General features: G+C 64.5%; 22 protein-coding genes and 1 riboswitch. Of the genes, 12 read left to right on the top strand and 10 right to left on the bottom strand.

Annotation, left to right across the window (positions count from 1 at the left end):
* Positions 1–18: 18 nt before the first annotated feature.
* The 3 genes from ACT6Q8_RS22750 to def all read right to left on the bottom strand — a co-directional run bounded on the left by ACT6Q8_RS22750 (position 19) and on the right by def (position 2206).
* Entirely contained in the window at positions 19–639 is a 621-nt protein-coding gene (locus ACT6Q8_RS22750; protein WP_444734867.1) for a thiamine phosphate synthase, read from the bottom strand.
* The gene (gene fmt / locus ACT6Q8_RS22745) at positions 636–1562 is read right to left on the bottom strand and encodes a methionyl-tRNA formyltransferase (RefSeq protein WP_054168496.1); all 927 of its coding nucleotides are present in this window, start codon (positions 1560–1562) and stop codon (positions 636–638) included. Before fmt ends, ACT6Q8_RS22750 begins: the two co-directional genes overlap by 4 nt.
* A gap of 146 nt (positions 1563–1708) precedes the next feature.
* Positions 1709–2206 carry a peptide deformylase gene (gene def, locus ACT6Q8_RS22740; protein WP_054168497.1) on the bottom strand — a complete coding sequence of 166 codons (498 nt, stop codon included), beginning with the start codon at positions 2204–2206 and terminating at the stop codon, positions 1709–1711.
* A gap of 154 nt (positions 2207–2360) precedes the next feature.
* A riboswitch (TPP riboswitch) is annotated at positions 2361–2466 on the top strand.
* On the opposite strand from def, the gene thiO reads away from it, so the two are divergent.
* The 3 genes from thiO (at position 2459) to ACT6Q8_RS22725 (ending at position 4592) form a co-directional block, all read left to right on the top strand.
* A complete protein-coding gene (thiO, locus tag ACT6Q8_RS22735) occupies positions 2459–3607 on the top strand; it encodes a glycine oxidase ThiO (protein ID WP_444734868.1) in 1149 nt (382 codons plus the stop codon). Its footprint overlaps the riboswitch before it by 8 nt.
* Before the next feature lie 12 nt (positions 3608–3619).
* Entirely contained in the window at positions 3620–3820 is a 201-nt protein-coding gene (gene thiS, locus ACT6Q8_RS22730) for a sulfur carrier protein ThiS (RefSeq protein ID WP_054168499.1), read from the top strand.
* A gap of 1 nt (position 3821) precedes the next feature.
* On the top strand, positions 3822–4592 hold the full coding sequence (locus ACT6Q8_RS22725; RefSeq protein ID WP_054168500.1) for a thiazole synthase: 771 nt from the start codon (positions 3822–3824) through the stop codon (positions 4590–4592).
* Between the two features lie 3 nt (positions 4593–4595).
* Here ACT6Q8_RS22725 and ACT6Q8_RS22720 read toward each other — a convergent pair whose 3' ends face one another.
* The 5 genes from ACT6Q8_RS22720 to ACT6Q8_RS22700 all read right to left on the bottom strand — a co-directional run bounded on the left by ACT6Q8_RS22720 (position 4596) and on the right by ACT6Q8_RS22700 (position 9115).
* The gene (locus ACT6Q8_RS22720; RefSeq protein WP_054168501.1) at positions 4596–5798 is read right to left on the bottom strand and encodes an NAD(P)/FAD-dependent oxidoreductase; all 1203 of its coding nucleotides are present in this window, start codon (positions 5796–5798) and stop codon (positions 4596–4598) included.
* A gap of 31 nt (positions 5799–5829) precedes the next feature.
* Positions 5830–7248: a pentapeptide repeat-containing protein gene (locus ACT6Q8_RS22715; protein ID WP_054168502.1), complete on the bottom strand. Its 1419-nt coding sequence runs from the start codon at positions 7246–7248 to the stop codon at positions 5830–5832.
* A gap of 130 nt (positions 7249–7378) precedes the next feature.
* Positions 7379–7798, bottom strand: a complete 420-nt coding sequence (gene arfB, locus ACT6Q8_RS22710) for an alternative ribosome rescue aminoacyl-tRNA hydrolase ArfB (RefSeq protein WP_054168535.1) — start codon at positions 7796–7798, stop codon at positions 7379–7381.
* A gap of 52 nt (positions 7799–7850) precedes the next feature.
* Positions 7851–8504 (bottom strand): hypothetical protein, encoded by a 654-nt coding sequence (locus tag ACT6Q8_RS22705; protein WP_444734869.1) that lies wholly within the window; start codon positions 8502–8504, stop codon positions 7851–7853.
* Positions 8505–8665: 161 nt separating this feature from the next.
* Complete coding sequence (locus ACT6Q8_RS22700) at positions 8666–9115, bottom strand: hypothetical protein (protein ID WP_444734870.1); 450 nt, start codon at positions 9113–9115, stop codon at positions 8666–8668.
* Positions 9116–9577: 462 nt separating this feature from the next.
* On the opposite strand from ACT6Q8_RS22700, the gene ACT6Q8_RS22695 reads away from it, so the two are divergent.
* Together ACT6Q8_RS22695 and ACT6Q8_RS22690 are read left to right on the top strand one after the other, a co-directional pair.
* Complete coding sequence (locus ACT6Q8_RS22695; RefSeq protein ID WP_444734871.1) at positions 9578–10831, top strand: type III PLP-dependent enzyme; 1254 nt, start codon at positions 9578–9580, stop codon at positions 10829–10831.
* 420 nt (positions 10832–11251) lie between these two features.
* The gene (locus tag ACT6Q8_RS22690) at positions 11252–12679 is read left to right on the top strand and encodes a homospermidine synthase (RefSeq protein ID WP_444734872.1); all 1428 of its coding nucleotides are present in this window, start codon (positions 11252–11254) and stop codon (positions 12677–12679) included.
* A 67-nt stretch (positions 12680–12746) separates the two neighbouring features.
* Here ACT6Q8_RS22690 and ACT6Q8_RS22685 read toward each other — a convergent pair whose 3' ends face one another.
* The gene (locus tag ACT6Q8_RS22685; RefSeq protein ID WP_444734873.1) at positions 12747–13523 is read right to left on the bottom strand and encodes a hypothetical protein; all 777 of its coding nucleotides are present in this window, start codon (positions 13521–13523) and stop codon (positions 12747–12749) included.
* A gap of 294 nt (positions 13524–13817) precedes the next feature.
* On the opposite strand from ACT6Q8_RS22685, the gene ACT6Q8_RS22680 reads away from it, so the two are divergent.
* The 7 genes from ACT6Q8_RS22680 (at position 13818) to ACT6Q8_RS22650 (ending at position 21422) form a co-directional block, all read left to right on the top strand.
* Entirely contained in the window at positions 13818–14108 is a 291-nt protein-coding gene (locus ACT6Q8_RS22680) for a type II toxin-antitoxin system TacA family antitoxin (protein WP_444734874.1), read from the top strand.
* 2 nt (positions 14109–14110) lie between these two features.
* Complete coding sequence (locus ACT6Q8_RS22675) at positions 14111–14617, top strand: GNAT family N-acetyltransferase (RefSeq protein ID WP_444734875.1); 507 nt, start codon at positions 14111–14113, stop codon at positions 14615–14617.
* Positions 14618–14738: 121 nt separating this feature from the next.
* The gene (locus tag ACT6Q8_RS22670; RefSeq protein WP_444734876.1) at positions 14739–16709 is read left to right on the top strand and encodes a methyl-accepting chemotaxis protein; all 1971 of its coding nucleotides are present in this window, start codon (positions 14739–14741) and stop codon (positions 16707–16709) included.
* A gap of 121 nt (positions 16710–16830) precedes the next feature.
* Entirely contained in the window at positions 16831–18177 is a 1347-nt protein-coding gene (locus ACT6Q8_RS22665; protein WP_444734877.1) for an amidohydrolase, read from the top strand.
* Between the two features lie 17 nt (positions 18178–18194).
* Positions 18195–19508 (top strand): amidohydrolase, encoded by a 1314-nt coding sequence (locus ACT6Q8_RS22660; RefSeq protein ID WP_444734878.1) that lies wholly within the window; start codon positions 18195–18197, stop codon positions 19506–19508.
* A 12-nt stretch (positions 19509–19520) separates the two neighbouring features.
* Positions 19521–20849, top strand: a complete 1329-nt coding sequence (locus ACT6Q8_RS22655; protein WP_444734879.1) for an amidohydrolase — start codon at positions 19521–19523, stop codon at positions 20847–20849.
* Between the two features lie 174 nt (positions 20850–21023).
* Complete coding sequence (locus tag ACT6Q8_RS22650; protein ID WP_444734880.1) at positions 21024–21422, top strand: helix-turn-helix domain-containing protein; 399 nt, start codon at positions 21024–21026, stop codon at positions 21420–21422.
* 4 nt (positions 21423–21426) lie between these two features.
* Here the strand turns inward: ACT6Q8_RS22650 and ACT6Q8_RS22645 are convergent, their stop codons facing one another.
* A complete protein-coding gene (locus ACT6Q8_RS22645) occupies positions 21427–22311 on the bottom strand; it encodes a sugar phosphate isomerase/epimerase family protein (protein WP_444734881.1) in 885 nt (294 codons plus the stop codon).
* Positions 22312–22404: the final 93 nt, after the last annotated feature.

Genomic DNA, 22404 nt, shown 5'->3' with positions numbered 1-22404 from the left:
GTCGATACGGCCCTTTGGTCAAATGCCGGGCTTGCGGCCCCGCGTCGCAGCCAGGGCGGACAGGATCGGCCCCGCCGATGCCGGATCGCGCATGATGGTTCCCATCACCGCGACGCCTGCCGCCCCGGCACCGATACAGGCCCCGGCATTCCCGCCATCAACCCCGCCCAGCGCCAGGGTGGGCAGGGGCAGCCCCGACAGGACCCCCAGCTCCAGGGCGGGGCCGTAGCCGGGCTTGGATGGGGTCAGGAAAATGGGGCTGAGCGTGGCGTAATCCGCCCCATCGCGCGCCGCCGCCGCCACACCATCCCGGTCATGGCAGGAGGTGCCGATCAGGGCATCCGGCCCCAGCAGGGCCCGTGCCGTGACGATATCCCCGCCATCCGGCAGATGCACCCCGTCGCACAGGCTGCCCAGCGCCATATCGCCATGGATGGTCAGCACGCCACCGACCTGCGCCAGGACAGGCCGCAGCCGCATCAGCAGGGCGGATTGATGGTCGCGCGGCAGGTCCTTTTCCCGGAGACTGACCCAGCGGCACCCAGCGGACACACAGGCGGCCACCACCGACGCCAGATCGCCGCCCGCCTGATGCCGGTCGGTGATCAGCAGCAGGGGCGGGTCGGGCAGCGGCCTCACGCCGTCAGCTTTCCGCCGATCTGGTGAGTATAGCCGCGCAGGAAGGCGGCACCATCCACCGGCCCCTTGCCCGGCCGCTGCACCCGGATCAGGCGCAGCGCCCCCTCGCCACAGGCCAGGGTGGGTCCGGCATCCAGCAGGGTGCCGGGTTCGCCCCCGCCATCGACCGCCTGTGCCTCCAGCACCTTCAGCTTCTCGCCATTGGCCAGATCGATCCAGGTGCCGGGCCAGGGGGTGAGGCCACGCACCTGCCGGTCCAGTTCGGAGGCGGGCCGGGTCAGGTCCAGCCGTCCCTCATCCTTAGACAGCTTGGCGGCATAGGTCACGCCCTCTGCCGGCTGCGGCACCGGGGGCAGGCTGCCATCGGCAATGCCGGGCAGGGCCTCAACCATCAGCCGCGCCCCCATGACGGCCAGCGCGTCATGCAGGTCGGCGGCATTCATCCGGGCCGTGATGGGCAGCGTGTCCTTCAACAGCATGGCGCCGGTATCCAGGCCGGCATCCATCTGCATGATGGTGACGCCCGTCTCCGCATCGCCGGCCAGGATCGACCGCTGGATGGGGGCCGCCCCGCGCCAGCGCGGCAGCAGGCTGGCATGGACATTGACACAGCCCAGGCGTGGCGCATCGAGAATGGCCTGCGGCAGGATCAGGCCATAGGCCGCAACGATGGCGCAATCCAGGTTGAGCGCTGCGAACTCCGCCTGCTCCTCCGCCTTGCGCAGGCTTTTGGGGGTGCGCACGGGAATGCCCAGGGCCTCGGCGCGGCGATGCACGGGGCTGGCCTGCAATTGCTGCCCTCGGCCTGCGGGACGCGGCGGCTGACTATAGACGCACACCACCTCATGCCCGGCGGCCACCAGCGCATCCAGGATGGAGACGGAAAAATCCGGCGTGCCCATGAAGGCGAGACGCAGCGGCATGGGGCACCTCCCCGGCGGAGAGTGGAAGGGAGCGTTTTACGGGCTTCCGTAAAACGCTTCGGCGGCGACCGCCGCCGCGCCGCACGTGCGGCGTGAAGCCAAGCCGCGGATGCGGCGCCGGCGATTGAGGAACGCGAACGCTCCCGTTACTTCTTCGCCTTGTTGTACTTGCGCAGCAGCATGTTGCGCTTCAGCGACGAGAGATGGTCGATAAACAGCACACCGTTCAGATGGTCGATCTCGTGCTGGATGCAGGTGGCCAGCAGGCCGTCAGCATCCATTTCCCGTTCTTCGCCACCCCGGTCGACATAGCGCACGCGCACCATCTTGGGCCGTGTCACCTCGGCATAGATCTCCGGGATGGACAGGCAGCCTTCCTGGGTGATGGCCTGTTCGTCAGAGGTCCAGATCAGTTCCGGGTTGACCATGGCCAGCGCGTCGCTGCGGTTTTCCGACACGTCCACGACGATGACCCGCTCAAGCAACCCGATCTGCGGGGCCGCCAGACCGATGCCCGGCGCCTTGTACATGGTCTCCAGCATATCATCCATCAGCCTCGCCACGCGGCCATCGACATTGGTCAAGGGCTTGCACTTCGCCTTCAGACGGGTGTCGGGGATGGTGAGGATGGGCAGCAGCGACATGGGTGCGGGGTCCGGGCAAAAAAAGGGCGGGACGGGACTGTCCTCATGGGGCAAATATGCCCAGTGCCGCCAATGGTCAAGCGCGATCCCGGCGGGGCGGAAATGATGCTGCGCGTTCCCTTGCATTCCGGACGTGACAGGCCCATGACATAGCGCATGGACCCTGGGGTGCCGCATGCATTATCGCCATGCGGCTGAGATCACACCCATCGAACCTGATCCGGGTCATGCCGGCGAAGGGAGAAGGCGGAAATGAGTTTGCTGCACAGACCTGACAGACCACGCGTCGCCATCATCGGCGGCGGCATCATCGGCATGGCCATCGGCTGGCGCCTGGCCCAGGGTGGAGCGTCGGTCGACATCTTCGACCGTGCCAGTGCCGGCCAGGGGGCGACGCGCGCAGCCGCCGGCATGCTGGCGGCGGGGGTGGAAGCGGAACCGGGCGAACAGCGCCTGTTGCCGCTGTGCCTGGAAAGCCAGGCTCGCTGGCCGGGCTTCGCGGCGGAGCTGGAGGCGCTGACCGGTATGCAAGTCGGCCTACGTACCGAAGGCACGCTGGTGGTGGCCAGCACGCGGGACGAGGTGGAACTGCTGCGGTCGAACTATGAGTTTCAGCGCGGGCTGGGCCTGGACCTCGTCTGGCTGTCAGGAGCGGCGGCCAAGGAGAAGGAGCCCTTCCTGAACCCGCGCACCGCGGCGGGCGTGTTCAGCGCCAAGGATGGGCAGGTCGATAACCGGCTGGCCGCGGCGGCCCTGCGCGTGGCCCTGGAACGCACGGGTGCCCGTCTGCATGAGGGGGTGGATGTCACGGGTCTGGATGTGCAGGGCGGTCGGGCGACGGGCGTGGTCTTGGGCGACCGTGTTGTGCCTGCCGATAGTGTCGTGCTGGCGGCGGGTGCCTGGTCGCGGCTTGTCCCCGGACAGGCCAGCCCGCCGCCGGTGCGCCCCGTGAAGGGGCAGATGATGTCGCTGGTCATGGACCCCGCCAACCCGCTGTTGTCGCATGTCGTCTGGGCGCCCAAATGCTATCTGGTGCCGCGCGCCGACGGCACCCTGATCATCGGGGCGACGACAGAGGAAAAGGGGTTCGATGCGCAGATGACGGCGGGCGGGGTTCTGGCCCTGCTGGATGCCGCCTGGCGCGCCCTGCCGGGGGTGGAAGAACTGCCCGTCAAGGAGATGTGGGTGGGCCACCGGCCCGGCTGCCGCGATGATGCGCCCATCCTGGGGCCGGCGGCGGGGTTGGAGGGGCTGGTACTGGCCACGGGCCATCACCGCAACGGCATCCTGCTGGCCCCCCTCACGGCGGACGCCATCGCCGATCTGGTCTTGACCGGGCGGGTCGATCCGCATATCGCCCCGTTCGGGGCTGGCCGTTTCGATGCGGCACGCGCCGCGTAAGGGGTGGAGCTAATGATCAGCGTCAATGGCAAGAACCTGGAGCCGGACAATTACGCCCTGACCGCCGTGATGGCGGTGGGAGGGATTGATCCGGGCGCGCGCGGCATTGCCGTGGCGCTCAACGACACCGTGGTCCCGCGTGGGCGCTGGGCCGATACCATTCTTTCCCCCGGCGACCGGGTGGAAATCGTCAAGGTTCTGCAAGGTGGTTGAGATGAATGATCCGCTGAAGATCGCCGGCAAGAGCTTCCGGTCCCGCTTGTTCCTGGGCTCTGCCGGTTATCCCAACCAGCAGGTGTTTCTGGACAGCTTGGCGGCATCCGGCTCCGAAATCCTCACCGTTTCCGTGCGCCGCGCCGACCTGACCGGATATGGTGAAGGCTTGCTGGATCTGGTGGCGGGCAAGGTCTGGCTGCTGCCCAATACCGCCGGCTGTTCCACGGTCAAGGATGCCGTCCTGACCGCGCAGTTGGCGCGTGAGGCCATGGACACCAACTGGATCAAGCTGGAACTGATCGGCGATCGGGAGACGCTGTATCCCGACGTCGAACAGCTTCTGCGCGCAGCGGATGAACTGGTGCGTGACGGGTTCGTGGTCCTGCCCTATTGCACGGACGACCCCATCATCTGCCGCCGTCTGGCCGATGTCGGCTGTGCCGCCGTCATGCCGCTGGGCGCCCCCATCGGCACCGGCCTGGGCATCCTGAACCCGTACAATATCGAGACGATCTGCCGGAACAGCACGGTTCCTGTGGTTCTGGATGCCGGCATCGGCACGGCCAGTGATGCCGCACTCGCCATGGAACTGGGCTGCGACGCCGTCCTGCTGAACACCGCCGTCTCCAAAAGCACCGATCCCGTGATGATGGCGGCGGCCATGCGGGCCGGGGTGGAAGGGGGCCGCATGGCCCGTCTGGCGGGCCGCATCCCCAAGCGTCTGCGCGCGGAGGCATCCAGCCCGGAACTGGGGCTAATCGGGACGTGAGGGTCAGGCGGCCATGCCCGCCGCATGACCGCTGGACCAAGCCCATTGGAAATTATAGCCGCCCAGCCAGCCGGTGACGTCCACGGCCTCTCCCACCACGAACAGGCCGGGGACTTTCTTGGCTTCCATGGTCTTGGATGACAGCTCGGCGGTGTCGATGCCGCCCAGCGTCACTTCCGCCGTGCGGTAGCCCTCCGTCCCGTCCGGCAGCACCGTCCAGGCGTGCAGGGCGCTGGCCACCGCCATCAGGTCGGCATCCTTGATGTCGGCCATGGGCCGGTTGACCACGGGGGCAGGGCCGATCAGCGCCACCTCGAACAACCGCTCGGCAAAGCGGCGGGGCAGGATTTCGCCCAGGATGGTCTTCAGCTCCGCCTTGTGGCGCGTCTTCTTCAGACCCTTCAGATGCTCGGCCAGGGCCAGATCGGGTGACAGGTCGATGCGCACCGCTTCCGTCTCCCGCCAGTAGGAGGAGATTTGCAGGATCGACGGCCCCGACAGGCCGCGATGGGTGATCAGCAGCGCTTCGCGGAACCGGCCCTTGCCGCAGGAAACCGATGCTTCCAGCGGCACACCCGACAGGTCCTTCAGCTTGTCCAGATCGACAGGCGCGAAGGTCAGGGGCACCAGGGCCGGGCGCGGCTCCACAATATTCAGCCCCCATTTGCGCGCCAGACGGAAGGCGAAATCGGTGGCCCCCATCTTGGGGATGGACGGGCCGCCCGTGGCCAGGATGAAGCTGTCGGCGGTGAAGGTGCCATGGCTGGTCACCACGCTGAACCCGCCGCCATCGACCGGCGTGACCTCATCGATCCGGCATGCCGTGCGGATGGCCACGCCAGCATCGGCGCATTCATCCAGCAGCATGCCCAGGATGCGCGGTGCCCCATCGTCACAGAAAAGCTGCCCCAGCTTCTTTTCGTGCCAGCCGATACCATGCCGGTCGACCAAGGCGATGAAATCATGCTGCGTATGGCGTTTCAGGGCGGAGATGGCGAAATGCGGATTGGCTGACAGGTAGCGGTCGGGCTTCACCTCCAGGTTGGTGAAATTGCAGCGCCCGCCGCCGGAGATCAGGATCTTCTTGCCCACCTTCTCCGCATGGTCCAGCACCAGAACGCGCCGCCCGCGCCGCCCGGCAAAGATGGCGGCGTAAAGCCCTGCGGCCCCGCCGCCTGCGATGATGATGTCGTGATGCGTATCCATGCTGGTGCGTTACCAGGGAACAGGCGTGGGATCAATCATCCCCTTCCAGATCAACGTCAGGCAGGCCCTTGGTGTTGGCCAGCTTGCATTTGCTGAAATCCACGCCGCGCAGGTCGGCATTGGTCAGGTTGGCGTCGGTCAGGTCGGCGCCCTTGATGCTGACATTCCGGATTTGGGCCTGACGCAGGTCGGCCCCCGTCAGGTTGGCGCCCGTAAGGTCTGCCCCGACCAGCACGGCCTTGCCCAGGCGCGCCCGTTCCATGTTGGTCTGCCAGTCATGGCCCTGGATATTGATGGGGGATGCCAGCACCCCCGTCATGTCCGCCCCCACCAGCATGGTGCGGATCATGCGCGTCCCGCGCATGTTGGCGTTGCGCAGGTTGGCCCCACGCAAATCCGCCGATGACAGGTCGGCCATCAGCAGGGCGGAGCGGGACAGGTTGGCATTGCGCAGCACGGCACCCCGGAAGATCCCCGCCGACAGGGTCATGCGCGACAGGTCCATGCCGGTCAGATCCTTGCCCGACAGGTCCAGCTGCTTGCCGGCCCCGCCATTGGTTTCGATCCATTTGGCGTGCGCCGTCAGCATGGTGGCCAGGTCTTCCTCCATCCCGGCCAATTGCTCGACGGTTTTCACATCCTCAACATTGGCCAGGGTCAGGTCGACCCCGTCCAGGATGGCGCCGATCAGGTTGGCACCTTTCAGGTTGGCGTGGCGCAGGATGGCGCCCGTCATGATGGCGCCCTCCAGATTGGCGCCTTCCAGATTCGCTTCCGTCAGGTCACAGCTGGTCAGGTCGCATCCCGTCAGGTTGCTGTCCGACAGGTTGGCCTTGACCAGGATCGACCCGCGCAGATCGGCATCGCGCAGGTCGGTCTGCATGACAAAACTGTCCGACAGCCGCGCCTTGGACAGGGTGGCGCGCATGATCACGGCCTTGGACAGGTCCGCCTCTGACGTGGCCTGCACCGACACCAGTTCGCCATTGCGGGCCAGCGCCAGGGTGCCGTTGCGGAAATCGGCGGAGGTCAGGTTGCAGCTGATCATGACCGCGCCGCGCAGGATGGCCCCGCGCATGTCGGCTGCCGTGAGGTCGGCATGCATCAGATCAGCTTCGGCCAGATCGGCGGCATAGAAATTGGTCATGCGCAGGTCGGCCCCGCGCATCAGGGTGTTGTGCAGCTTCGCACCTGTGAAATCGGCAGAGGCCAGCACGGAGCCCGACAGGTCCAGGTTGGACAGTTCGCACAGCTTGAAATGCGCGCGCACGCCGGTGACGCGCTGTTCCACAAAGGCCTGGTGCTGCTTCAGCATCACGTCCAGATCGTTCTGCGCGATCTTGTTCCGGTACACGCCCAACCGTTCATCCAGCAGCGACGGCGATTTCTGGATCGCCACGCGGCTGAGATTGGCGTTTGAGGAACCGCCGGTGCGGGTGAATTTGGACATCGCGGTCTTGTGGCCTGGAAACCATGCCGGAAACACCCCGGCCCTTGTAAACGCATTAAGACACGGGCTGCCTATAACGCAAAGGGGTAATGCGAAAGGTCAGGCGAGCGTCACGCGAAGATCACAGGGGTTAATCCATATCCACCTTGCCGCGCATCTTCTTGACGCCCGACCGGGTGGTTTTCGCGTCCAGGCGGCGGGTCTTCGACGCCAACGTTGGGCGCGTGGGACGGCGCGGCGCCTGACGTTCTGCCGCCTTGGCCAGGATTTCCACCAGCCGCGCCTTGGCATCCTCGCGGTTGCGTTCCTGGCTGCGATGGGCCTGGGCCACCAGCACCAGAACCCCGTCCGCCGTCAGCTTGCGCCCCGCCACGCCGCGTACCCGCTGTTTCAGCCAGTCGGGCAGGGTGGGGGAGTTGGCGACGTCGAAACGCAGTTGCACCGCCGTTTCCACCTTGTTGACATTCTGCCCGCCCGGACCGCCGGCGCGCAGGAAGCTTTCCTGAAGCTCCTCCTCGTCAATGGCGATATGGGGGGTGATGGGGATCATGGGTCCGCTTCCGCTGCTGCTGCCCGTCAACAACAGCAATCGGGGCCGATCGTCAAGGGCTGGGCGATCTCATATAGGTGCGGAGTTCGATACGGTTACAATCAACCAGGAACGCATCGATCTTGTCGGCCTCCCGCGTGAAAATCAGGTTCATCGGCATCCAGTCGGCGGCAATCAGAAGGCGTTCATCTTGCGTGCCGTTAAATAGCAAGCCGACCGCGACCTCGCATGTGGCTGTAGCCGAAGCTGGAATCTGTCCCGCTCTCGTCGCCGATTGGACATTGGGATTGTCGCCGGAAGCCGGATACGCATCGGCAAGGTCCGCGATCCACTCCACACGGCGCAGCACCTCGACTTGTCGGGTTACGAATGGCCAATTGTCGAACCCCAAAGGGGCGGTCGGTTCTGGCGGGCGCACCGACATTTGGGATCGGAGGGGCTCTGGTATTCCGGTCGGTAGGACGGGCGGTTTCCACTCCCGCCAGCGGGCTTGAAGCTGCTCGATGCTCGAAATGGCAAGGGAGAATACCTCGAACTTGAAGCATAGATCGCGCGGCTGGACGGTGACGAGCCAAGAGCGGCCGGCATTGTCGCCAAGCCAGACATGGTTGGCCAGTTCGACCTTCATTCCCGTCAGGCCGTTTGCTATTGCGCGCAAGGCCTCGATTTCGGCCTGGAGTTCATAGGCGGGATACTCGACATGCATCAGTCAGTTTCCACGAGGATGTACCTGCCAGCACCGCACCCAACAGCACGTCCAGGCAGGTACGGCCTGTGACGAAGCGGCAATGGAAATCGGGCGATAGAGCGGCATGCTGGGCCCGATATTGGAAGGTCTTTCAGAGTGTCGCTGAGGCCACCCTATCGTCAAGGCTCCGATGGTGACGGCGGCTTGCGGTCGGGCACGGGGGAGGATTGGGCTGGTGTCGGCGCGCCCTTCTTGCGCCCATGGCTGATGCGCGGTTCGGGCGGGTCGATGCGCGGGGCCGGTGGTCCCTCGATGCCGGGGGCCGGCGGTGGGGGCGGCGGCGGGTCCTGCAAGGCCCGCGCGGCCCGGTCAGCATCCAGGCGCAAACTATCGGCGTCCCGCCGCTGCATCGGGTCAGGCGTGGGTCGCAGCGACAGGTCGGCCCCGCCCCGCAGGCCATCCACCTGCGCCCGCCCGCGTTCGGCGTCCAGCGGGCTGGGGCTGGCCGGCAGTCCGGGCAGGCCGGGCGGCGGGGACAGAAGCGGGTTTTCCTGCGCCCCGGCCAGGGGGCACAGCATCATCAGGCCAGCCAGTGCGGAGAGGGAAATCGCCTTGCGCATGCACAGCATATAGGCACCATCCCCCGGCCTGCACAGGGGTGAAACCAGCCATGCGGACAGGGCCGCAACAACCCCTTGCACCCCCGCCCATTCGCATGGATAAGCTGACCCTACGACGCACCCGCACGTGCCCCTGGCCTTTTGCGCCATGCAACGACGTCAGGCGTCCTTTTTGGCAGCACCGGTCATCCGTGGGCCGGTACCCCGAGAGGGATAGTCACATGAACGCCGTTTTCCGCCGCGAAGGCATGGTCCGGTAAGGACCCCGCTGGTTCGCTTCGTCCGTTGACGCTTTGCGGTCTTGTTCGACCCGGCAATCACGACGCGGCACCAGATCCCGATCTTCCCCGCGCTATCCGGCTGGCCGGTCCGTACCGCCCGCCGCGATCATTTCATATTCCCGCCCTGTTCTGCGCCCATTGATCGGCGAGGCTGGGTGGCATGGGGTATTGTTCCCCGGAGGGTTTGTCCATGGCCCAGGTCCGTTTCCGCACCGCCGTCGCCCCCCTGCGCCGCGCCGCCGCGCGCAGCAGCACGCCCCGCCTGCCCAGCGTCGATCAAATGGTGGCCCGCCTGGAACCGTCGGAGCCGATGCACTGCATCCGCCCCGCCACCCTGCGCGCCACGGCGGATCGGTTCCTGGACCTGTTCGGTCAGGCCACGGAGGGCCGGGGTGACGTGCTGTATGCCGTGAAGTGCAATCCCGACCCGGCCTTCCTGCGCGCGCTTTACCAGGGCGGCATCCGGCATTTCGACTGTGCCTCGCCGGCGGAAATCCGCGTGGTGCGGCAGATGTTTGCCGATGCGCAGATCCATTACATGCACCCGGTGAAGAACCGCGCCGCCATCGCCAAGGCCTATAACGACTATGGGGTCCGCGACTTCTCGCTGGACAGCATGGAGGAACTGGAAAAGATCGCCGCCGTTACCGGCACTGCAACCGACCTCGGCCTGTTCATTCGCCTCGCCATGCCCAAGGGTAAGGCCGCCTATGATCTGTCGGGCAAGTTCGGGGCGCAGTTCGATGATGCCGTCACCCTGCTGCGCCGCGCCCGGACGGTCGGTGCGCGGGTCGGCCTGTGCTTCCATGTCGGCAGCCAGATGCTGGAACCGGCATCCTATGGCCGCGCCCTGGAGCTGGCGGGTCGGGTGATTGAGGCCGCCGGTGTTGCTATCGATGTGCTGGATGTGGGCGGCGGCTTCCCCGTGGCCTATCCGGACATGGACCCGCCCGACCTGACCCTTTACATGGACGCGATTGCCAAGGGCATCGCGGCCCTGAACCTGCCGGCCAGCACCCGCATCTGGTGTGAACCGGGCCGCGCCCTGGTGGCCGCCGGCGGCTCCGTCGTGGTGCAGGTGGAGCGCCGCCGGGGCAGTGACGAGCTGTTCATCAATGACGGCGTCTATGGCAGCCTGTCGGATGCGGGCGTGCCCGGCTTCCTGTTCCCCTACCGCCTGATCCGCCGCACCGACGCGCCGCTCGCTCCGTTCAGCTTCTGGGGTCCCACCTGTGACAGTGCCGACCGCATGAAGGGGCCGTTCCTGCTGCCGGTCGACGTGCAGGAAGGCGACTGGATCGAGATCGGGCAGCTGGGTGCCTATGGCGCCACCCTGCGGACGGAGTTCAACGGGTTCGATCAGGCGCATCTGGTCGAAGTGTGCGATGGCCCGCTGCTGGACACGGCTGGCCATGCCGTCTCCCTATCGGTCTGCGCGGCCTGATGCGGCGCGGTTCGCGTCACAGGGAGTATAATTGGCAAGGTACTGAGAATAATGCCATCGCCTACGCAACGATCGTGCCTCCCACAGGCCTATCCCCAAGTTTATCAGGGTTAAATTCCAGATCGGGAAACAGCTGAAAAAGCTGTTCGCCGTTCCTTTCGCCTATGATCGCCGGGGTGTTACACGATTATTTCACATGCGCGTCGTTGCACCCGGCATCAGGCCGATGATAGTTTGACACGCATCATCTTCACTAATCGCAACGCTTGATATAGCATTGTGACAATTCCAACCGGGCGCGGTCCCATCCATCTGGGCGGGGCCGTGCCTTTCTGTTGTCCTGCATCACGTCTGAAGCACGTCAACCCCACAGCCATGAGGCTCCCATAGGCGGGTAATAGCCCCGGAGAACCCACGAAAATGACCCAATATCAGAAGCATTGTGCCCTTCCCGGGCGTCTTGTGATGGTAGGATTCGGCAGCATCGGTCAAGGTGTGCTGCCTCTGATTCTGCGGCATATCGACATTGACCGGCAGAACATCACCATCATCACGGCGGACGAGCGCGGCCACGGTGAGGCTGACTATTTCGGCATCAAGTTCGTCAAGGAACCACTGACCCGGCAGAATTACCGGGCCATGCTGGAACCCCTGCTCTCCAAGGGCGATTTCCTGCTGAACCTGTCGGTGGATGTCTCGTCCACGGCATTGGTTGAGCTATGCGCCGAACGCGGCGCGCTCTATCTCGACACCTGTATCGAGCCCTGGCCCGGCGGTTACACCGACCCCAACCTGTCGCCCTCCATGCGCTCCAACTACGCGCTGCGCGAAACGGCGCTGGATCTCCGGTCCAAGCTGGGGACGAACGCGCCCACCGCCGTGCTGACCCATGGCGCCAATCCGGGCCTTGTCTCCCACTTTGTGAAGCAGGCGCTGCTGAACATTGCGGAGGATACAGGCCGCGACGTCACCGACGTGCCGGCCGACCGTGCCGCCTGGGCCAAGCTGGCGCACGAGTTGGGCGTGAAGGTCATCCATATCGCCGAACGCGACACCCAGGTCTCCTCCATACCCAAAAAGCGGGGGGAGTTCGTTAATACCTGGTCCATTGACGGCTTCATCTCGGAGGGCTGTCAGCCGGCGGAGCTGGGCTGGGGCACGCATGAGGCGACGTTCCCGCCGGACGGTATTCGCCATGAATTTGGCGGCCAGTCCGGCATCATCCTGAACCGCCCCGGCGTGACGCAGCGCGTGCGCACCTGGACCCCGATGGAAGGCCCCTTCCACGGCTTCCTGATCACGCATAGCGAGGCGCTGTCGATCCCCGACTATCTGACGGTGCGCGACGCCGACGGCAAGGCGATCTATCGCCCCACCTGCCACTATGCCTATCACCCCTGCGACGACGCCGTGAAATCCATCCACGAATTCGCCGGCAAGAACTTCGTGCAGCAGGAAACCCAGCGCCTGATGATGAAGGAAATCATCGACGGCGTGGACGAGCTGGGCGTGCTGCTGGCCGGCCATGAAAAGGGCGCCTACTGGTTCGGCTCGCAGCTGACCTGTTCAGAGGCCCGCCAGTTGGTGGAGTTCAACAGCGCCACCAGCCTGCAGGTCACGGTCGCCGCCCTGTCCGGCATGATCTGGGCCATCGAGAACCCGGATCGTGGCATCGTGGAAGCCGACGACATGGATTTCCAGCGCTGCCTGGATATCTGCATGCCCTATCTGGGGCCGGTGGTCGGGGCTTATACGGACTGGACGCCGCTCGACGGGCGCAACAAGCTGTTCGTGGAGGACGTAGACGTGTCCGATCCGTGGCAGTTCAAGAACATTCGGGTGGTGTGAGGGACGGCGGGGGCGGGGGCTGAAAGGCCCCTGCTCAACATTTTACAGAGAATATAGCGGTGTGCTTCTATGGCTGGGTTGAAGGGTTCGTTGTAAAGAAGCCATCCACTGCATTTAGCACTGACAAATGCCAAGTTTTTCCTATGGACTCACAGTACGGAAATTTCTTGAGGCGAATTTCATTCATTTCTTCCTCAATGGCCTTCATTGCGGCAGCGCCGAGTAGCAGAGTTCCACTTAATTTTAAAGCCCCCTCAGGCTGTTGAAGTTCGTTACTCCGAAAGGAGCGTATTTTCCGCAAGAAGGGTTGGCCAGCACCTTGCCCTGAGTGCATAGTGAATACTAAATCATCTTTTTCAAGGTTGAGCGTTTTAGAGAGATTATTCCTGTCTTGTTCGCCCATGATTGAGATTGATGCAGTCCGATGATATAGGTCATTCATATTTTCTATCGCGGCGTCCGACAATTTCTTCCGTATTTCCTTGGTGGCTCCGATTGCACAGAAGTCATTTTTTTTGAAATTTCTTCCAATCCTCGCAGTTTCTTGTGAAAACGCAAAATCAAATTCAGCCAAATTAAATATGGTTGACCCACGATTCTTTCTAGCGCTTCCGTAGATAATTTGAGCATTCTGATCTTCATTCTTGAAATTTCCGTCGCTTATTAATTTAATGTATATTTTTGGAAGTTCTGAATGAATCATCGAATACCATCCACGGTCTTTTGTTTTTGCTAGCATGCCCGGTATTTTCTCGAGGAGAGATGATATCAATTCAACGCATCCAGCAACTGCAAAAAAACATTGCCGATTTGGACTCCAAACCTTCTGCACATTATCAGACACGATTTCTAGGTCTCCATAAGTGGTGAAATGACTTACTCTAGTATCTGAAATAACGCATATTCCGTCACCAGGAGCTATGAAAGCAAAGCAGAATGTCATAAAACACCTCCCTACTTATGCTACCACTCATTGTGGTAAAAACTATACCGCATTAATTTCTATCCGTCGCCATCCACGCGGGTAACTTTTTTTGAATCAATGAATGTATAAACTTACAACCCATGTATTTGCAGCGAGTCTCGTTGATATATCCGGCCAGTGGCCGTACACTTCCTCTACTAAGCAGGAGCCCCCATGCCCACCGCCTCCCCAACACGCACACGCGCCGAACGGCTTGAAGCCCGCGTTACCGCCGAGCAGAAGCGGCTGATCGAGCAGGCGGCGGCGTTGCAAGGGCGCAGTGTTACGGATTTTGTGCTGAGCAGCGTGCAGGATGCGGCCAAGCGGGCCATTGAGGAGCATCAGCGTCTGGAACTGTCGCTCCGTGACAGTCAGGTCTTCGTCGAGGCGCTGATGAACCCGCCGCCGCCCAATGACCGGCTGCGCGAAACAGTGGCGCGTTATCGCCGGACCATGGGCGTCTGACCTTGGAGGACGGCTTACCCTTTCGTTTCGAGGCTCTGGCCGCGCACCATGACCGCACATCGTTTGAATGCGGTGTGGAAGCGCTGGACCGGTATTTCCGAATGCAGGCGGGACAGGATGCCCGTCGGCACATCGCGGCACCCTTTGTCCTGCTGGATGATGAGGACAAGGTGGTGGGTTTCTACACGCTGTCTTCCACCTCTGTAGCCTTGGCCGATCTGCCCGCCGCCGTCACCAAACGGGTGCCGCGTTATCCCACTCTGCCGGCCACCTTGCTTGGGCGATTGGCGATTGACCGCCATGTGCAGGGACGTGGCCTGGGTCGCCTGATGCTGGCCGATGCCTTGTACCGCGTCTGGCGCAGTGAGATTGCGTCCTTCGCCGTGATTGTCGATGCCAAGGACGAGGCGGCTGCCCGCTTCTATGCGCGGGAGGGATTCCTACCCTTTCCCGACCGTCCGCTGAAGCTGTTCATGCAGATGGAAACGGTTGCCAGTCTCTTTGACTGATGCCCCTCAAACTTCCCCCCGCCATCCATTCCATAACTGACCCATATCATGTCGGGCCCCTGCCACGCAGGGTAGAAGGTCCCGGAAACCTGATCGTCAAACCATTCCGGGGCGTCCTTCCATGCTGGATATCCGCCGTCTGCCCGTCGCGGGCAAAGTCACTTTGTTCAATGCGCTGGGGCTGGTGGTGCTAGGCACCATCACCCTGACGTTGGGTTACATGGTCATGACCGGGGTGATGGAGCGGCAGGCCGTTGCCACCCAGGCCCTGTCCATGCGGGTCGCCCATTCGATTGTCGAGAATGGTGACGATGCCTATGCCCTGGTCGATGGCAAGCTGAGCCAGGGTGGGCGGGTGCTGGATGGCGACATGGCGCTGGTCGATGCGGTGGCCAGTGCCACGGGGGGCAGCGCCACCATCTTCCGCGGGGATGTGCGCGTGGCGACCACGGTGTTGAAGGAGGATGGCAGCCGGGCTGTGGGTACGGCCCTGGCGGCGGGGCCGGCGCGTGATGCCGTGCTGGGGGCAGGACAGGCCTATCGCGGCACCGTCGATATCCTGGGCAGCACCTATTATGCCGGCTATGACCCGTTGAAGGACAAGGAGGGCAGGGTCGTCGGCATCCTCTATGTCGGGCTGAAAAAGGATGATCTGCTGGCAGAGTTCAACCGGGGCATCACCTGGGTCGCCCTGGGGGCGCTGGTCCTGACCATCGTGATGTCCGTATCGGCCCTGGGGCTGGCCCGCTGGCTGCTGGCACCGCTGGGCCGGCTCAGCGCCCGGATGGACGGCATGCGCCAGGGCCGGCTGGACCAGCCCGTGCCCGACCGCGAGAAGCAGGATGATGTGGGCGAGATGGCCCGCGCCGTGGAAAGCTTCCGCCTGACCCTGATGGAGACCGAAGGTCTGCGGCGGGAGCAGGAACAGCAGCGGCAGAAGGCGGAACAGGCCCGCGTCGCCTCGCTGCGCACCATGGCCGACACGGTGGAGGATGAGACGCGCCACGCCGTTGATGCCGTCGCCGCACAGACCCAGTCGATGGATGCCGAGGCCAAGGTGATGGCCGCTGCCGCCGACCGCATGGGCAACAATGCCCAGAATGTGGCCGCCGCCGCCGAACAGGCCCTGGCCAATGCCCAGACGGTGGCATCGGCCACCAACCAACTAACCGCCTCCATCGGCGAAATCACGGCCCAGGTGGCCCATGCCAGCGCCGTGACCCGCGACAGCGTGGCAGCCAGTGCGGAAGCGGCGACCGCCATCGACGCGCTGTCGGACAGCGTGACGCAGATCGGCGGCATCGCCGGCCTGATCGCCGACATTGCGTCGCAGACCAACCTTCTGGCGCTGAATGCCACCATCGAGGCGGCACGCGCCGGAGAGGCAGGTAAAGGCTTTGCCGTGGTCGCGTCAGAGGTGAAGAACCTGGCCAGCCAGACGGCGCGGGCCACGGAGGATATCGCCCAGCGTATCCAGGGTATCGGCGCTGTGCGTGACAGGGCCGTGGCTGCCGTCAGCGACATCACCCACCAGATACAGCAGGTAGATCAGGTGGCCGCCGGTATCGCAGCGGCCATGGAGGAACAGTCCGCCGCCACGACCGAGATTGCCCGCAATGTCGAACAGACCGCCGATGCCGCGCGCGAGGTGGCGTCACGCATCGCCGAAGTATCGGCGGAGGCGGCACAGACCGACCGCTGCGCCAATGATGTGCAGGTGGCGGCGCATCAGATGGCGGACAGTGTGGAACATCTGCGCGAAACGCTGGTCCGTGTGGTCCGCACCGCGTCGGCCGATGTCGACCGACGCCGCCGCCCGCGCTTTGCTGTTTCAATCGAATGTCAGGTGGAACAGGGCGGACGCACCCTGGCTGGCCGTGTGGTGAACCTGTCGGAGGGTGGGGCCATGCTAACGGTCGCGGGCATCGCGGCATCGCCGGGGGTGCTGGTGATGGCGGGCCTGCGCCTGCCCTTCCGCACGCCGGAGCAGGCACAGGGCGCGGGCCATGTGAAATTCACCCTGACGGAGGCAGAGGCGGGGGCCCTGCGCGCCCGTTTCGCGGGCCTGACGGCGGGGGCCATGGCGGCGTGATCCTGCCGCGGGGTCAGGCAAAAAGCCGAATGACACCAACCCTTTCCCCATCACCCCATTGCGCCCGCCCCCGTCCCCTGTCACCCTCTCCGGCAAATATGCATCCATGCGGAGAAAATAAATGCGGGTGACGGGTCGGACGGGGTTCAAGCGGGTGGGGACGGGATTGCTGGCGGCGCTGGTGCTGCCCTTCCTGGCGGCACCGGTACAGGCGCAGAACGCGGCCACGCCCGACATTCCCGCCTATATCAAATCCGACGTGAAGGCGCTGGAGGGCAAGATCGTGGCCTGGCGCCGCGATATCCATCAGCATCCCGAACTGGGCAACCGCGAGACGCGAACGGCCAAGCTGGTGGCAGATCACCTGAAAAAGCTGGGCATGGAGGTGCAGACGGGGGTGGCCCATACCGGCGTGGTGGCGGTGCTGAAGGGGGCTAAGCCCGGTCCCGTCGTGGCCCTGCGCGCCGACATGGACGCGCTGCCTGTTACCGAACAGGCCGACGTGCCCTTCGCGTCCAAGGTCCGGACCACCTATAACGGTCAGGATGTGGGCGTCATGCATGCCTGTGGCCATGACGGCCATGTCGCCATCCTTATGGGCGTGGCGGAGCTGCTGGCCAAGCGTAAGGGCGAGTTGCGCGGCACCGTCAAGTTCATCTTCCAGCCGGCGGAGGAAGGCCCGCCGGCGGGGGAGGAAGGCGGGGCTGAGATGATGGTCAAGCAGGGCGTGCTGTCCACGGATCCCAAGCCGGAGGCGATTTTCGGCTTGCACCTGTTCTCTGCCGGCCGCGCTGGGACCATCAGTTACCGTTCCGGTCCCGCCATGGCGGCGGCGGACAGTTTCCACATAACCGTACAGGGGCGGCAGACGCACGGCGCCTATCCCTGGGCCGGGGTCGATCCCATCGTGACGGCATCACAGATCGTGACGGGCCTGCAAACCATCGTCAGCCGCAATGTGGAACTGATCAAGGAGCCGGCCATCGTGTCGGTCGGCGCGCTGAACAGCGGGGTGCGCGACAATATCATCCCCGACAAGGCGGAGATGATCGGCACCATCCGCACCTTCGACCCCAAGATGCGCGAACAGATTCACCGCCGCATCAAGGAGATCGCGGAGAACATCGCCGAAAGCCAGGGGGCCACGGCGACGGTGCATATCGACCAGGGCTATCCCGTCACCGACAATAATCCCGCACTCACCGCCTGGGCCGCCCCCATCCTGGAAAAGGTGGCAGGCGCGGGCAATGTCTCGGTCGGGCCAAAGGCCGGCGGGGCGGAGGATTTCAGCTATTTCCAGCAGCAGATCCCCGGCTTCTTCTTCTGGGTTGGGTCCACCGGGCCGGAGGTTCCGCTGGACAAGGCCCCGTCCAACCATTCGCCCCTGTTCAAGGTGGATGAGGCATCGCTGCTGACCGGGGCGGAGGCGATGGCCGCCGTCACCGTCGCCTATCTGCAAAGCCATTGAGGCGGGTGGGGATAACGATGCGCGCCATTCTGCTGACAGGGGCGGCCTTGGCCGCCCTGATCCTGCCGCCCGTGGCCCTTGCCGCCGATGCGCCGCCCGTGCCCGCCTATGTGATGGAGGATGCACGCGCGCTGGAGGCCAAGATCATCGCCTGGCGGCGTGATATCCACCAGCATCCCGAACTGGGCAACCGCGAGACGCGGACGGCCAAGCTGGTGGCCGATCATCTGAAAAAGCTGGGGCTGGAGGTGCAGACAGGGGTGGCGCATACCGGCGTCGTCGCCGTGCTGAAGGGGGGCAAACCCGGACCCGTGGTGGCGCTGCGCGCCGACATGGATGCGCTGCCCGTTGCCGAACGGGTGGACCTGCCCTTCGCATCGAAGGTGCGCACCACTTATAACGGCAAGGATGTGGGGGTGATGCATGCCTGTGGGCACGACACCCATGTCGCCATCCTGATGGGCGTGGCCGAGCTTCTGGCCAAGCGCCGCGCCGACCTGCCGGGTACGGTGAAATTCATCTTCCAGCCCGCCGAGGAAGGTGCACCGGCGGGAGAGGAGGGCGGGGCCGAACTGATGATCAAGCAGGGCGTGCTGTCCACCGATCCCAAGCCGCAGGCGATTTTCGGCCTGCATGTCGGGTCGGATGATCATATCGGCAAGGTCGGCTACCGCCCCGGCCCTGTGATGGCCGCGTCCGACACGTTCCGCATCAAGGTGAAGGGCAAGCAGACGCACGGTGCCTATCCCTGGGCCGGCACCGACCCGATTGTGGCGGCATCGGCCATCGTCACGGGCCTGCAAACCATCGTCAGCCGCAATGTCGAACTGATCAAGGAACCGGCGGTCGTGTCGGTGGGGGCCATCAATGGCGGGGTGCGCAGCAATATCATCCCCGACGAAACCGACCTGATCGGCACCATTCGCACCCTGGACCCCGGCATGCGCGAGCAGGTCCATCGCCGGCTGAAGGAGGTGGCGACCGGTATCGCCGCCGCCCATGGCGCGACGGCAGAGGTGGAGATCGACCTGGGCTATCCCGTTACCGTCAATGACAAGGACCTGACCGCCTGGGCCGTGCCTGTGCTGGAGCAGGTGGCCGGCAAGGAAAATGTCAGCCTGGCCTCCAAGGGCTTGGCGGCAGAGGATTTCAGCTTCTATCAGCAGAAAATCCCCGGCTTCTATTTCTTCATCGGCGTCACCGACCCCGATGTGCCGCTGGACCAGGCACCCAGCAACCATTCACCCCTGTTCAAGGTGGATGAACGCGGCCTGCTGGTCGGGGCGCAGTCCATGGCGGCCCTGACCGTCGCCTATCTTTCCTCCCACTGATGGCGGGTTGCGATGATCAAGCTGAAGACAATCCTGCGCGCGGGCGGTGCGGCCCTGACATTCATGACCCTGCTGTCCCCGGTGGTGCAGGCGGCTGATGCCCCGTCTGTGCCCGCCTATGTGAAGGCTGACGCCAAGGCGCTGGAGGCCAAGATCATCGCCTGGCGCCGCGATATTCACCAGAACCCGGAACTGGGCAACCGGGAGGTACGCACGGCCAAGCTGGTGGCCGATCACCTGAAAAAGCTGGGGCTGGAGGTGCAGACCGGTGTGGCCCATACCGGCGTGGTGGCCGTGCTGAACGGGGGCAAGCCCGGCCCCGTTGTGGCCCTGCGCGCCGACATGGACGCGCTGCCCGTCACCGAACAGGTGGATGTGCCCTTCGCGTCCAAGGTCCGCACCAATTATAACGGCCAGGATGTGGGCGTCATGCATGCCTGTGGCCATGATGGCCATGTCGCTATCCTGATGGGGGTGGCCGAACTGCTGGCCAAGCGCCGCGCCGACCTGCCGGGAACGGTCAAGTTCATCTTCCAACCGGCGGAAGAAGGCGCGCCGGAGGGGGAGGAAGGCGGGGCCCAGTTGATGGTGAAGCAGGGCGTGCTGGACACCGAACCCAGGCCGCAGGCGATTTTCGGCCTGCATCTGGGTTCCTCCTATCATGCCGGCACCATCGCCTATCGCCCCGGCCCGGCCATGGCGGCAGCGGACACGTTCAAGATCGTGGTGCAGGGACGGCAGGCGCATGGTGGCCGGCCCTGGACGGGTGTGGATCCGCTGGTCACCTCGGCCCAGATTCTGGTCGGCCTGCAAACCATCGTCAGCCGCAATATGGAGGTGATCAAGGAACCGGCGGTGGTAACGGTGGGTGCACTGAATGGCGGCGTGCGGTCCAACATCATCCCCGACAAGGCGGAAATGGTGGGCACCATCCGCACCTTTGATCAGGGCATGCGGGCAGAGGTGCATGACCGCATCCGCCGGGTGGCGGAGAACATCGCGGAAAGCGCCGGGGCCAAGGCCACCGTCACTATCCAAACCGGCTATCCCGTTACCGACAATGACCGCGATCTGACCGCCTGGGCCGCCCCGGTGCTGGCACAGGTGGCGGGGCCGGGTAAGCTGGTGGAAGGCACCAAGACGACGGGGGCGGAGGATTTCAGCTTCTTCCAGCAGAAAATCCCCGGCTTCTTCTTCTGGGTCGGTGCCACCCCGCCCGACACGCCGCTGGACAAGGCACCCAGCAACCATTCACCCCTGTTCAAGGTGGATGAAAGCAGCCTTGCCCTGGGTGCCGAAGCCATGGCCAGCCTGACAGTGGCATGGCTTTCCAGCCATTAAGAGGGGTGGCGGCAATCCGTTCGGGTTAACCGCCCACAACGCAAAAGGCTAGGCGGGCCAACTGTCCCAGGCCCGCCATTTTTCGGCCCCCTCCGCGCCATGCGTGGGGGGTGGAGTGCATCCAGGACAAGCCGGCGGGGGAGGAAGCCGGCGGAACAGACCTGGAGAAAGCACATGTCACTCAGCAGCCCATTGCCCACCTACAGTTTCCTGGCCGCCGCCGGGACCACGCCGTCCGGCGGTTCGACGCCGTTGACCCAGGGGGACCTGCATCTGCGCTTCGATACCGGCCATACGCTGTGGCAGGACCGGCCCGTGCCGCTGACGGGAACGGAGATGAAGATGCTGCGCCTGATGGCTCAGAAACCCGGCACCCCCGTCACCTACCGCGAACTCTATGATCTGGTGCATGGGCCCGGCTTCATGGCTGGCAAGGGTAGCGCCGGCTACCGCGCTAATGTTCGCGCCTTCATCAAGCGCATCCGCAAGAAGTTCCGGGATATCGACAAGAGCTTCGACGCCATCGGCAATGATCCCGGCACGGGATATGTCTGGCGGACGGAGGGGGTGTAATCCCTTACTGCCCCCGCAACCAGGCCAGTGAGCGGGCCAGATGTGCCGCCGGGGTCGGCGATTCGTCTTCAAGGACGTACCAGTCGACGCCGACGGCCCGTGCCGCCGCGACCAGGGCCGCCCAATCCACGCTGCCGGCCCCGATGGGCGCGAAATCGCTGGCCGGGGCCGATCCGGTGAATTCCCCCGTGCTGCCGCCGGGCCGCATATCTTTCACATGCAGCAGCTTGACCCGCCCACCCAGCTGTTTCAGCAGGGCGACGGGATCGACCCCGGCCTTCAGCACCCAGAACACGTCCATCTGCAATTCAACGCAGGACGGGTCCAGCCCCGCCAGCAGCCGGTCCATCAGGGTGCCCTTGCCACCCGGATCGGCGGCAAATTCATACCCATGTACATGGTACATCACGCGCAGACCGGCGGCCTTCAGCGCGGGGCAGGCGGCCTTGTAGGCGGCGATGGCGGCATCCACCTCCGCCGGCCCGATGCCCTTGTCGGACGGTGCCCCCTGCGGCTTCAGCCAGGCCACACCGACATAGCGGTACCCCACGGTCTTCGCCGTGGCGATGATGCCCTGCACATTATCGCGCAGGTCGGACAGGCTGACATGGCTGCCGACGGCGACCAGGCCTGCTTGATCCAGCAGGGCCTTGAACCCGGCGGCGTCGCGGCCCAGCAGGCCATAGGCCTCCACCTGCGTCACGCCGCTGTCGCGCAACGCCTTGAGGGTGGCCGGTGCATCGCGGCTCAAATCCTTGTGCAGGCTGAAAAGCTGCACCGCAATGTTCGCATCCGGGACCGGCGGTGTGGCACCGCCCAGGGCTGCCATTGCCGTTCCCATCGCCAGCGACAGCCCGATGGCCGCGCGGCGTATCCATGTCCTGCCCATCGTTTCCCCCTTTTTGTTCTGACAGCGTTATCAGGTGCCGCTTCGCTTATCACCCCTGTGGTTTCCAGGTGCAAGCAGGAATGAATCCGCTTG

The organism is Niveispirillum sp., assembly GCF_052437035.1.
In the GTDB taxonomy this organism is placed as follows: Bacteria; Pseudomonadota; Alphaproteobacteria; order Azospirillales; family Azospirillaceae; genus Niveispirillum.
This window is presented reverse-complemented; position numbering and strand designations above follow the sequence as displayed.